Consider the following 13189-nt stretch of genomic DNA (forward strand, 5'->3'; position numbering starts at 1 on the left):
TCAGATCCTAGGAGGCTGTTAAATGAGCTCATCATCAATACAAACCAGCAATATTGCCGACCTGAAACTGGCACCGGAAGGTCATCTCAAAATTGATTGGGTGCAGGCGCACATGCCGGTATTGAACCGGGTACGCGAACAATTCGAGAAAGAACAACCGTTCAAAGGCTTGAAAGTGGCCATCTCGCTGCATCTGGAAGCGAAGACCGCGTATCTGGCGAAGGTCGTCCAAGCCGGCGGAGCCGAAGTGACGATTACCGGCAGCAATCCGCTGTCGACGCAGGATGATGTATGCGCGGCGTTGGTGGAAGACGGAATCACGGTGTTTGCCAAGTACAACCCGGATCCGGAGGAATACAAGCAGCACCTCATCTCAACGCTGGAAACGAGACCGGATCTGATCATCGACGATGGCGGGGATCTCGTAACGATCCTTCACTCCGAGCGCACGGATCTGCTAGAAGGAGTGCGAGGCGGTGCCGAAGAGACAACGACGGGCATTCTGCGCCTGAAATCGCTGGAGAAAGAAGGCGCTCTGAAATTCCCGATGGTTGCCGTGAACGACGCGTACTGCAAGTACTTATTCGATAACCGTTACGGTACGGGGCAATCGGTCTGGGACGGAATTAACCGAACGACCAACCTGGTGGTTGCAGGTAAGACGGTCGTTGTCGTAGGCTACGGCTGGTGCGGAAAAGGCGTGGCGATGCGCGCCAAGGGTCTCGGCGCCAACGTCATTGTGACCGAGATTGATCCGATCAAGGCGGTTGAGGCGTACATGGACGGCTTCCACGTTATGCCGATGCGCGAAGCGGCTAAACGGGGAGACTTTTTCGTAACCGTCACGGGCAACCGCGACGTCATTAGCGGAGAAGACTTTGATGTCATGAAGGATGGCGCCATTTTGTCCAATGCCGGGCACTTCGATGTGGAAGTCAACAAACCGGATCTGTCGGAGCGATCCCAATCGGTTCGGACGGTTCGTCGCAATATCGAAGAATACCATTTGAAGGACGGCCGCAAGATCTATTTGCTTGCAGAAGGCCGTTTGGTGAATCTGGCGGCAGGGGACGGACATCCGGCAGAAATCATGGATATGACGTTTGCGCTTCAGGCCTTGTCGCTCAAACACGTGAATGATCAGTACCAGGGCATCGGCAACCGCGTCGTGAATGTTCCGTACGAGCTGGATCAACAGGTTGCATTATATAAACTGGAAAGTCTAGGTATCCATATCGACAGCCTGAGCGCTGAGCAGAAATCCTACTTGGACAGCTGGGCCCAGCATTAAACCGCAGCAGCTTCAGATCATTTGCAAACCTCCTTTCCATCCCCCGACGGGATGAAAGGAGGTTTTTTGCGCGGTTGTTCTGAGAGAAAGTTCCAAAAAAACAAATACAGCTCAGAAGGGATTTGATTCTTGACGCCGAATCTATTATCCTAAAGTGGTGGAAAGTGGTGCAAAGTGGGGAATCGGGGTTAAGGAGTGGAATGCCTGATGTTTATGGGGGAGTTTCAGCATAGCATCGACGATAAGGGGAGAATCATCATCCCCGCTAAATTTCGCGACCTCTTGGGCACCTCGTTTATCGTAACCCGCGGTTTGGACAATTGCCTCTTTGTATACCCCAAAGATGAATGGGCCATCATGGAGCAGAAGCTCAAATCCCTACCCCTCATGAAGTCGGATGCACGCGCATTCACCCGGTTTTTTTTCTCCGGAGCGACGGAATGTGAATGGGATAAACAGGGAAGGGTAAATTTGCCGGGCAATTTGCGCGAGTTCGCCAAGCTCGAGAAAGAATGCGTCGTCATCGGCGTATCGAGCCGCGTGGAGATCTGGAGCAAGGAGCAATGGCAGAATTACTATCAGCAGTCGGAGGAAGCGTTCAACGACATTGCAGAGAAGCTGGTAGACTTTGATTTTGACTTATGACCAGCTAGGAAAATCCCGTAATCGAAATGGACAAGTTACACTAAAAATCATGTAAGAGACACAATGGAGGGCTGCAGCTTTGTTCCATCACATCACAGTGCTTAAGCAAGAAGCGACAGAAGGGCTGCGCATCAAACCAGACGGTATATATGTTGACTGTACGCTCGGGGGGGCGGGGCACAGCTCGCTCATTGCTTCCCAACTAAGTTCGGAAGGCCGGTTGATCGCTTTGGATCAGGACGACTGGGCATTGAATAACGCCCGGGAGGCCATGAAGCCTTATGCGGACCGGATCACCCTCGTTAAGACCAATTTTCGCGATTTGGAGGAGGTGCTCCGACGCGAAGTGGGGGCTGGCGAGAACGGGCAGCCGCAAGTTGACGGTATACTGTTCGATTTGGGCGTATCTTCTCCGCAATTTGATGAAGGGGAGAGAGGGTTTAGCTACAATCATGATGCCCCGCTGGATATGCGGATGGATCAATCCGCCGAGCTTACAGCAGCCAAGATTGTAAACGAATGGCCGGAACAGGAAATCGCGCGGATATTGTACCAATACGGCGAAGAGAAGTTTTCAAGGCGGATTGCCAAGGTCATCGTTGAAAGAAGGGCACAGAGTCCTATTCAGACAACCGGAGAGCTTGTCGAAATGATTAAGGAAGGGATACCGGCCGCGGCTCGAAGAACGGGCGGCCACCCGGCGAAGCGAAGCTTTCAAGCATTTCGCATCGCGGTAAACGATGAGCTGGGCGCTTTCGAGGATGCGCTTCATCAAGCCGTAAGATGTCTTGCACCGGGAGGAAGGGTCTCGGTGATTACCTTCCACTCGCTCGAAGACCGGATATGCAAGCAGATTTTTAACAGTTACATTCCCAAGTGCACGTGCCCTCCAGACTTTCCGATGTGCGTATGCGGTGGCGGTCAAGGCGATCTGAAACTGGTAAACCGTAAACCGCTTATCCCGTCGGCGGAAGAAATTGAGAGTAATCCAAGGGCGCGTTCGGCGAAGCTGCGGATTGCGGAGAAACTGTAGAAACATCAAATCCCTGAAGAAGGAGAATCAGCCATGGCTTACACGCGCGGCAATTTAGCCGTACAGGAGAGACAGAAGGAAACGCAGCAGTCCGCTTATCTCGAGAAGACCAAAGTCGTTAAACGTCGTTCCCAGCTTCCGCAAAAAGAAAAGCTGTTGTATTTGTTGTCCGTGGTGTTCGTGGTTGCCGTCATGGGCGTCATCGGCATGAGTCATGTTCATTCCTATGACTTGAACCGGCAAATTCATGATACCGACAATAATATACTCAAAGCGAAGCGAAATATTGATCAACTTCAGGTAGAGAAGCAAACGCTGGAGATGCAGGTATTGGACAAGGCGAAAGAGCTCGGTTATGTGCCGATTGAGGACGATAACACGATCCATCTATCACCTGTCTCGGGATCAACCGGGACACAGGATTCAGACTCGGGACAAAATGATTGAAGTGTGAGGTTTTGACCGATGATAAAAAAAATCAAACTGCGTACCGTGCTAATAGGGGGATGTATAACCCTCTTTTTTGCTTTATTGATTGGTCGGGTGTTTTGGCTGCAGGTGATCGATAACGACTTCTGGAAGGCCGAAGCTTTGAAGAAGTGGTCCAGAACCCAAGATTTGCCGGCCTCCCGCGGTACGATCATGGACCGGGACGGCGACATCCTGGCCATGGACGCCCCTGCCTTCACGGTCATTGTAAACCCTGCGGTCATCCAGGCTAACGGCTTGGAGAACGAGGTCGTTAAAGGGCTGCACGAAACTCTCGGCAAGGATGAGGACAAGCTTCGTGAAATGGTTCAAGCTAAAGGCAAGGATGGGGAATACCTCAAGGGCGTGGAAGTCCGCAACGAAGGATGGAAGATCAGCCAGGAGAAGATGGAAGAGGTTAAGGAGTTCAGCGAAAGCTTGAATGATCGATTGAAGGCCGCAGGCAAAGTTCCCGATTCGGGCATCGGCTTTCAACGCGAGCAAAAACGCTTCTATCCCAAAGAGACATTGGCTGCACATATGCTGGGTTATACCGATCGTCAAGGACAGGGGATCGGAGGCATTGAGCAATACTATGACGAGATGCTGAAGGGGACCGACGGATTCGCTTCTTACAAGAGCGACAAGAAGGGAGTCAAGCTGCCCAGCGAGGATGAATTATACCAGCCTGCAATAAATGGGAAAAATTTAGTACTGACGACCGACGATACAATCCAGTATTATATCGAGGAAGCGATGCGCGACACGTATAACCAATATAAACCAATCAGCATGACGGTGATCGCGGCGGATCCGAACACGATGGAAATACTGGGGATGGCCAACATGCCGACTTTTGATCCCAATACATATTCGAAATGGAATCAAAAGAATTTTATCAATCATGCCGTGCGGTCCATCTATGAGCCGGGATCGACCTTCAAAATTGTAACCCTGGCCAGCGCAGTGCAGGAAAAGCTGTTTAACCCGGGTGCTATTTATCAATCTGGTTCCATAAGGGCGGGGGGAAGAACCCACCGGGACATAAACAGCGTAGGGTGGGGACCGATCACCTACCTGGAAGGCGTGAAAAAGTCGAGTAACGTTGCTTTTGTTAAACTCGGATACGAGATGCTCGGCAAGGAGCGGTTTACCAATTATATTCGGGAGTTCGGGTTTACCGAGAAAACGAATATTGACCTGCCGGGGGAAATTCTCGGTACCTTGAACATGACCTATGATTCCGATATTTCAACCATGACCTACGGTTACGCCGTATCGGTAACGCCTATACAACAGATTGCGGCCATTTCCGCCGTTGCCAACGGCGGCAAGCTCATGGAGCCGCATATGGTGAAGGAGATCGAGGACCCCAACACGGGCGAGGTTCAGAAAATCGAGCCGAAAGTCGTGCGCCAGGTCATATCTCCCGAAGCCGCAAGAGAAACAGGGACTTACCTTGAGCAAGTCGTAGCCGACCAATTAAACGGCACAGGCAAGCTTGCGTATATCGACGGCTACCGCGTTGCGGGCAAAACCGGTACCGCCATTAAATCCGGCGGCGGATATAAAGACCGTTCGAAACAGGTGGTTTCGTTCATCGGGTACGCACCCGTCGAAAATCCGAAGATTGCCGTGCTGGTCATTATCGACGAGCCGAACGTGGAGAAGGGCGGCGGCGCGCTGGCGGCACCGATCTTCAAGGAAATCGTCTCCAAGACCTTGAATTATTGGGGCGTTCCCAAAACGACTGAAACTCAGGATAAAGAAAAATCGAATCCGGGAACGGCGCCGAAGGATGCCCTTAAAGCACCGGACTTTACGGGAATGAAGCTCAGCGAAGTAAAGGCCAAGCTGTTGAAGGACGGGGTTGCGTTTGAGACATTGGGCAATGGAAGCACCGTGAAGGAGCAGTATCCGCCCGCAAATTCGATCATTAACGTTGGACAGCGCATTTATCTTCTTACAGAGGACAGCCCATCGATGAAAATCCCGAATTTAGAGGGAGAATCGCTTAGGGATGCCATGGAGGTGCTCACCTTGATGAAAGTAAAGGTGAACGTTCAGGGCGAGGGTTTCGTTGTATCGCAATTGGAAGCCAAAGAGAATGGCCAGCGGATCGTGCAATTAACGCTGAAATCGGCTCAAGAGCTGATAACGGGGAGCAGCAGTACCGATGAAACCTCCTCCGCTGGCAACGAAAATGCGAACGGGGAAGAAACCGGCGACAAAGAGGCGGAAGGAACCCCCGATAACGAAGCAGAAGCAAACGACCCAGGACAAGGCGATACAGGAGGGGAATAGCTTGTTCTAACCCGGGTTTGTCCCGAATACTCATGTGAAGAACGCATATCATGAGCTTTCGGGTTCAAACAGGGAGGGAAGCTTAGGTGAAAGTATCCAAGGTATCGCAGCGGAGAAGGCTGCTCTGGAGCCTGCTGCTGCTGCTCCTGCTGTTCTCTGCGCTGATCATCAGACTGGCCTATGTGCAGATCGGGAAAGGCGCGGAGCTGTCGGCGAAGGCGGAGGACCTCTGGCGCCGCGACATTCCGTTTGCGGCACAGCGGGGCGAAATTCTGGACCGTAACGGAACCGCATTGGTTACGAATATAACGACACCGACCATTTGGGCGATTCCTGTACAAATCAAAGATCCGGACCATACAGCCGAGACGTTGGCCGGACTGATCAGCATGGACAAGGCCGATATCAAGAAGATCATTACGAAACGTTCGAGATTGGAACGGATAAATCCCGGTGGACGAAAAATTACGATGGAGCTGGCTCAGGAAATTCGTGATTTGAAGCTGCCGGGTATCGTTGTTGCTGAGGATAACAAACGGTATTATCCCTACGGCGATCTCGCGGCCCATATTTTGGGGTTTACGGGAGCCTACAGCCAGGGACTCACCGGCCTGGAAGCCATGCATGACGACAAGCTGAAGGGCTTCGAAGGCGGAATATCCTATTTGTCCGATGCGGGCGGAAGAATCATGCCGGGCTCCTCGGAGAAATACGTAGAGCCCCGCGACGGTCTGAATCTGGAGCTGACGATCGATAAATCGATCCAGTCCATCATGGAGCGGGAGCTTGACCAGGCCATGGTGAAATACCAGGCGAATGGAGCATGGTCGATTGCCATGAATCCGAAGACGGGCGAGATTTTGGCGATGGCCAGCAGGCCGGGGTACTCCCCTGCCAACTATCAGGAATTTTCAGCGGAGACATACAATCGCAACTTGCCGATCTGGATGACCTATGAGCCGGGCTCGACGTTCAAGATTATTACGCTTGCCGCTGCCCTCGAAGAGGACAAGGTCGATCTGAAGAACGACCATTTCTTCGACAGCGGGGCGGTAGAGGTCGGCGGAGCCAGGCTGCGCTGCTGGAAGAAAGGCGGCCATGGCAGTCAAACCTTCATGGAGGTTGTGCAGAACTCCTGCAACCCGGGCTTTGTGGCATTGGGCCAGAAGCTGGGCAAGGAAAGCCTGTTCCAGTATATCCGGGATTTCGGCTTTGGTGCGAAGACGGGCATCGATTTGAATGGGGAAGAGAACGGCATTCTGTTCAAACTCGATAACGTTGGCCCTGTCGAGCTGGCCACAACGGCGTTTGGCCAAGGCGTATCGGTTACGCCGATCCAGCAGGTTGCGGCCGTGTCCGCCGCCATTAACGGCGGTAAGCTGTTCAAGCCGCACGTCGCCAAGGCTTGGGTCAATCCGGAGACGGGCGAGACGGTGGAAGAAATCAAACCGGAGCTCGTCAGACAAGTAATCTCGGAGGAAACCTCCAAGCAAGTGCGCGAGGCACTCGAAAGCGTCGTCGCCAAAGGAACCGGACGTCCGGCCTTTATTGACGGTTATCGTGTGGGAGGGAAGACCGGTACCGCCCAGAAGGTGATTAACGGCCGTTACTCGTCAACCGAGCATATCGTCTCCTTCATCGGATTCGCGCCAGCCGATGACCCGGAAATCGTGGTGTACACGGCGGTGGATAACCCGAAAGGCATACAGTTCGGCGGCGTCGTGGCAGCCCCGATCGTGCAGAATATCCTGGAGGATGCGCTGCACTATATGAACGTCCCGCCGCGCAAAGATCAGCTTGCCCGCGAATACAAGTACGGCGAGACGCCGACCGTGACCGTACCGAACCTGGTCGGTGCAACCGTTCAGGATCTGTATGAAGACTTAAATATGAACTTCATGCTGGCCAAGTCTGGAACCGGCAATACGGTAATTTCCCAGGCGCCGAAGCCGGGAAGCCGGGTGGAGCGAGGGTCCACCATTCGGATTTACATGGGCGAAGACCCGGGGGAATCCAAGCACGAACACTAAGGCATCATCCAGTCGGCAAGCGAAGGGCGGATGATGCAGATATATAGAGAGAGGGATAACAATGAACTTAAAGCAATTATCATCCGTATTGGCCGCTGCTGTTATCGAGGGATCCGGAGATGTTGAAATTACGGGGATAGAAACAGACTCCAGACAAGTAAAACCGGGGGATTTGTTCATTTGCCTGCCGGGCCATACGGTGGATGGACACCAGTTTGCAGCCCAGGCCGCCGGCAAAGGCGCCGCGGCGCTGGTCGTTGAACGCAAGCTGGAGGTTGACCTCCCGCAGGTGATCGTGAAAGACAGCCGCTTCGCGATGGCGGGTTTGGCGAATGCCTTTTATCATCAGCCGAGCTCCCGCATGAAGATGATCGGCGTAACCGGTACGAACGGCAAGACAACGACAACGTATTTGATCGAGACGATCATGAACGATTTCGGGTTGAAAACCGGATTGATCGGCACGATTCAGATGAAATACGGCGGCCGGTCCTTCCCGATGCCGAGAACGACGCCCGAGGCGCTGGAGCTTCAGCGTTACTTGAACGATATGGCCAATGCAGGCACCGAGTGCTGCGTGATGGAGGTATCCTCGCATGCGCTCGAACAGGGGCGCGTGAAGGGAACGGATTTCCGGACGGCCATCTTCACGAATCTGACCCAGGACCATCTGGACTATCATCACACGATGGAAGAATACCGCGGCGCAAAAGGGTTATTTTTCTCCCGGCTGGGCAACGCTTTTGCCAAGGACGAATCCGCGCGCAAATATGCCGTCCTGAATGCGGATGACGATGCTTCGGCATATTTCGCCAAGCAGACCGCGGCGGAAGTGATTACCTACGGTTTGGGTGAAGATGCGGATGTGCGGGCGAGCAATATATCGATCACCGCGCAAGGCACCTCGTTCCATGTGGATACGTTCCGCGGCAGTGCGGACATTTCGATTCGAATGGTAGGGAAATTCAACGTGTATAACGCCATGGCTGCGATCGCGGCAGCGCTCCTGGAAGGTGTGCCGCTCGAAGATATCAAGAACAGCCTGGAATCCGTTCCCGGAGTCGATGGCCGCGTAGAGGTCGTGGATGAAGGCCAGCCGTATGCCGTGATCGTGGATTATGCCCATACGCCGGACGGACTTGAAAATGTGCTCCGCACCGTCAATGAATTCGCGGAAGGCCGGGTGCTCACCGTTTTCGGCTGCGGGGGCGACCGGGACCGGACCAAACGGCCGATCATGGGTAAAATCGCTGCGAAATACAGCGACGTTGTATTCGTAACTTCCGATAATCCCCGTACCGAGGATCCGGAGTTGATATTGAAGGATATCGAGGCCGGATTGGTTGAGGACGGTGTGGCAACCGAAAGCTACAAGCTCATCGTCGATCGCCGGAAAGCGATCGAAAAGGCTATTGAAATGGCAAGCCCGGGCGATGTAGTATTGATTGCGGGGAAAGGTCATGAGACCTATCAGCTGATTGCGGGCGAAGTGCTTGATTTTGACGACCGCATCGTAGCCAAAGACGCGATAAGGGGCAGACAATAGTGATCCATAAATCATTAAAGAGCATCGCCGACATGTGCGGCGGAACGCTCTCACGTAACCAAGATGACAACATCATCATTCAAGGAGTCGGCACCGACTCCCGAACCATACAGCCGGGCAACCTGTTTGTTCCGATTGTCGGCGAGAAGTTTGACGGGCATGAATTCGTGGAGAGCGTGCTCGCCGGCGGAGCCGGCGCGGCATTCTGGCAGAGGGATCATCAGCCGGTTCCCGCCGACCTTCCGCTCATTTTCGTGGAGGATACATTAAAGGCGCTCCAGTCGCTTGCGGCGGCCTATTTGTCCGAGAGCAGAGCCAAGGTGGTGGGCATAACCGGCAGCAACGGCAAAACCACCGTGAAGGACATGGTCTCGGCACTGCTTGAAACCACGTATAACGTTCACAAAACGCAAGGCAATTATAATAATCATATCGGGCTTCCGTTAACCGTGCTGGCCATGAAGGAAGACACCGACATTATCGTGCTTGAGATGGGCATGAGCGGACGTCATGAGATCGAGCTGCTCTCGAACATAGCCCGCCCGGATTTGACCGTGATCACCAATGTCGGGGAAGCGCATTTGCTGCAGCTCGGTTCCCGGGAAGAAATCGCACGGGCCAAGCTTGAAATTATCAGCGGCATGAAGCCCGGCGGTTTGCTGATCTATCATGGGGACGAACCGCTGATCCGCCAGGTGCTTGCTGAAGAGGCAACGGTGAAGCCGGAGGGGCTGCGTACGTTTACGTTCGGAAATCAAGATACCAATGACGATTATCCGACGGGACTCATGTTCCATGCCAGAGGAATCATATTTACTTCGAGCCGGCATGCAGGCGAAGGCTTCAGCCTGCCGCTCCTCGGCCGCCACAATGTGGTAAACGCCCTGGCAGCCATGGCCGTGGCGACCCATCTGGGCATCGGCGATGAAGCCATTCGCAGCGGGTTCGCCCATCTGAAGCTGTCGAGCATGCGGATCGAAGCCGTAGAGACCGCGTTCGGGGTAACCGTGCTGAACGATGCCTACAATTCCAGCCCGACGGCGGTGAAGGCGGCTGTAGACGTGCTTGGCGATATGAAGGGTTACCGCCGCCGGATCGCCGTGCTCGGGGACATGCTGGAACTTGGTCAGCGGGAAGAGTCATTCCATGCCGAAATCGGAGAGTATTTATCTCCGGACAATGCGGATCTGGTATTCACCTACGGTCCGTTGTCTCTTCATACGGCGAATAAAGCGAAAGCCCGCTTCCCGGAAGGGGCCGTGCTTTCTTTTACGGATAAAGAAAAGCTGATCGAAGCCCTGCTGGAGCAGGTTACGGAGAAGGATATCGTATTGGTGAAAGCCTCGCGCGGCATGAGGCTGGAGTACGTGGTTGATGCCTTGAAGGCACTGCCGGGCAGCAACAACGGAGTGAGGGGGTGAGCGGATGGACTTTCAATTACTGTTATTGACAATCGGTGTAGCGTTTGTGCTTGCGGTGATATCGGCTCCGCTGCTCATTCCGCTGCTGCGGCGTATGAAGTTCGGCCAGCAGGTCAGGAACGACGGTCCGCAGAGCCACTTGAAAAAAGCCGGGACGCCAACGATGGGCGGCGTCGTCATTCTTCTAGCTTTTACGCTGACTTATATTAAATTTTCGCCTGTCGATACCGATTTCTACGTGCTGATCGTAGCCACGCTCGGTTTCGGTTTAATCGGCTTTCTTGACGATTACATCAAGATCGTGTTTCGCAGATCATTAGGACTTACGGCCCGGCAGAAGCTGTTTGGACAGCTTCTGTTTTCCGGTATTATGTGCTGGCTGTTGATTTCCAACGGCCACAGCACGGCAATCAGCGTACCCGGCATGGATTGGTCCTTTGATTGGGGCCCATGGTTCTATTATCCGTTCATCGTGGTCATGATGCTTGCAATCAGCAACGCGGTCAATTTCACCGACGGATTGGACGGCCTGCTGTCCGGCGTCAGCGCGATTGCCTTTGGCGCCTATGCCATCGTCGCGATTCAGTCCACCTCGTTCGCGGCGGCGTTCTGCGCGGCTGCCATGATCGGCGCGGTGCTCGGGTTTCTGGTATTTAACGCTCATCCCGCGAAGGTGTTCATGGGAGATACGGGTTCTTTAGGCATCGGCGGTGCCATCGGCGCCATTGCCATCGTAACCAAGAGCGAGCTGCTGTTCCTGATCATTGGAGGGGTCTTCGTCATCGAGATGCTATCTGTTGTGCTTCAGGTGATCTCCTTCAAAACCCGGGGCAAACGAATATTCAAAATGAGCCCGATCCACCACCATTACGAATTATCCGGGTGGTCGGAGTGGCGCGTTGTTTTTACATTTTGGGCCGTGGGACTGGTACTTGCGGGACTCGGACTCTATATCAACAAGGGGTTGTAACATATGAAGCAGCTAGATGATTATCGGGATAAACTTATCGTCGTGTTGGGTCTTGCCAAAAGCGGAGTGCAGGTGGCCAAGGTGCTGCATCAAGCCGGCGCCTCCGTCATCGTGAATGATCGAAAGGAAAGAGAACAGTGTCCTGAAGCCTCGGAGCTCGAGGCTTTGGGTATTTCTGTTATTTGCGGCGGGCATCCCGATGACCTCATTCATCCCGGCGTGTCGCTCCTTGTCAAAAACCCGGGAATTCCATATTCGGTCCCGCCTGTCCAAAAGGCGATCGAGCTTGAAATTCCTATCGTGACCGAAGTTGAAATCGCCTATCACTTGTGTGAAGCTCCGATGATCGGCATCACAGGCTCGAACGGCAAAACAACCACGACGACTTGGGTAGGCAAGCTGCTGGAAAACGCCGGCCTTTCTCCGATCGTTGCCGGCAATATCGGCACGCCCCTATCCGAGGCTGCTGCGACAGCCACCGAACATGACTGGATGGTCGTGGAGCTGAGCAGTTTTCAGCTAAAAGGAACGGAGGCGTTCCGGCCGCGCATTGCCTGCCTCCTCAACGTGACGGAAACGCATCTGGATTACCATGGCGGAATGGATGATTATGTGGCATCCAAAGCCAAGCTGTTTGCCAACCAGACTTCGGAGGATACCGCTGTGCTCAATTGGGATGATCCCGTGTGCAGAAACCTTGTCCCGTATATCAAGGCGCACATCGTGCCTTTTTCGATGAGCGAGAGCCTTCGTGAAGGGGTTCACATCACGCCGCCATATGCTCCCGGTGCCCAGGATTCGGACGAAGACGATCAGGGGCGCAGAATCATTTATACAGACGGCGAAGGGTTTACCCATGAGATCATCCGTGTGGAGAACATCGGACTGCCGGGAAGATTCAATGTGGGGAACGCAATGGCCGCTTGTGCCATCGCCATAGCGGCGGGCGTTGCCCCCGATAAGCTGGAGGAAGCTTTGTCCAGCTTCCGCGGCGTTGAGCACCGCCTGGAATTTGTGGCGGAGCTTCAAGGCGTATCCTATTACAACAATTCCAAGGCAACCAACTCCAAGGCGACGCACATGGCTTTGACCTCGTTCAAGGAACCTGTCGTTTTGATCGCGGGGGGGCTTGACCGGGGCTCGGATTACGAGGAGCTGATCCCATCCATGCAAGGGCGGGTGAAAGCGGTCGTGCTTCTTGGCGAAACCAGGGAGAAAATCGCGAACGCTGCCGCCAAGGCCGGATTAAAGGACATCATCCTCGTCGATAATGGGGAGGACGCCGCTTCGACATTGACCTCGGCTGTCCGGAAGGCCGCCGGGCTGGCGGAGAGCGGAGACATCGTTCTCCTGTCCCCCGCGTGCGCGAGCTGGGACATGTTTCCTTCCTATGAGACGCGAGGACGCATTTTTAAAGAGGCGGTGCATAACCTTTAAGTAGGGGGGTGGAAAAGCCCCTACTAAGGATGTACGAGGTGGCC

10 protein-coding genes are annotated in these 13189 nt (G+C 53.9%); all 10 read left to right on the forward strand.

Annotated features, from left to right (window positions below; genetic code table 11):
* The first annotated feature begins 22 nt into the window (after positions 1-22).
* The 10 genes from MHI43_RS09080 to murD all read left to right on the forward strand — a co-directional run bounded on the left by MHI43_RS09080 (position 23) and on the right by murD (position 13145).
* A complete protein-coding gene (locus MHI43_RS09080) occupies positions 23-1291 on the forward strand; it encodes an adenosylhomocysteinase (protein ID WP_036666017.1) in 1269 nt (422 codons plus the stop codon).
* A gap of 207 nt (positions 1292-1498) precedes the next feature.
* The gene (gene mraZ, locus MHI43_RS09085; protein WP_009590832.1) at positions 1499-1936 is read left to right on the forward strand and encodes a division/cell wall cluster transcriptional repressor MraZ; all 438 of its coding nucleotides are present in this window, start codon (positions 1499-1501) and stop codon (positions 1934-1936) included.
* Positions 1937-2015: 79 nt separating this feature from the next.
* Positions 2016-2969: a 16S rRNA (cytosine(1402)-N(4))-methyltransferase RsmH gene (gene rsmH, locus MHI43_RS09090; protein WP_036666015.1), complete on the forward strand. Its 954-nt coding sequence runs from the start codon at positions 2016-2018 to the stop codon at positions 2967-2969.
* A 33-nt stretch (positions 2970-3002) separates the two neighbouring features.
* Entirely contained in the window at positions 3003-3416 is a 414-nt protein-coding gene (locus tag MHI43_RS09095) for a hypothetical protein (protein ID WP_036666013.1), read from the forward strand.
* 18 nt (positions 3417-3434) lie between these two features.
* Positions 3435-5741, forward strand: coding sequence for a penicillin-binding transpeptidase domain-containing protein (locus MHI43_RS09100; protein WP_036666012.1), 2307 nt, complete (start codon positions 3435-3437; stop codon positions 5739-5741).
* Positions 5742-5827: 86 nt separating this feature from the next.
* Entirely contained in the window at positions 5828-7771 is a 1944-nt protein-coding gene (locus MHI43_RS09105) for a stage V sporulation protein D (protein ID WP_015734232.1), read from the forward strand.
* A gap of 61 nt (positions 7772-7832) precedes the next feature.
* A complete protein-coding gene (locus tag MHI43_RS09110; RefSeq protein ID WP_036666009.1) occupies positions 7833-9317 on the forward strand; it encodes a UDP-N-acetylmuramoyl-L-alanyl-D-glutamate--2,6-diaminopimelate ligase in 1485 nt (494 codons plus the stop codon).
* Positions 9317-10738 carry a UDP-N-acetylmuramoyl-tripeptide--D-alanyl-D-alanine ligase gene (gene murF, locus MHI43_RS09115; protein WP_036666008.1) on the forward strand — a complete coding sequence of 474 codons (1422 nt, stop codon included), beginning with the start codon at positions 9317-9319 and terminating at the stop codon, positions 10736-10738. The genes MHI43_RS09110 and murF overlap by 1 nt, the downstream gene beginning before the upstream one ends.
* Positions 10739-10742: 4 nt before the next feature.
* Entirely contained in the window at positions 10743-11708 is a 966-nt protein-coding gene (gene mraY / locus MHI43_RS09120) for a phospho-N-acetylmuramoyl-pentapeptide-transferase (protein WP_009590845.1), read from the forward strand.
* Positions 11709-11711: 3 nt separating this feature from the next.
* Positions 11712-13145: a UDP-N-acetylmuramoyl-L-alanine--D-glutamate ligase gene (murD, locus tag MHI43_RS09125; protein WP_036666006.1), complete on the forward strand. Its 1434-nt coding sequence runs from the start codon at positions 11712-11714 to the stop codon at positions 13143-13145.
* Positions 13146-13189 lie beyond the last annotated feature (44 nt).

Source organism: Paenibacillus sp. FSL H8-0457 (assembly GCF_038051935.1).
Lineage (GTDB): Bacteria > Bacillota > Bacilli > Paenibacillales > Paenibacillaceae > Paenibacillus_AQ > Paenibacillus_AQ lautus_A.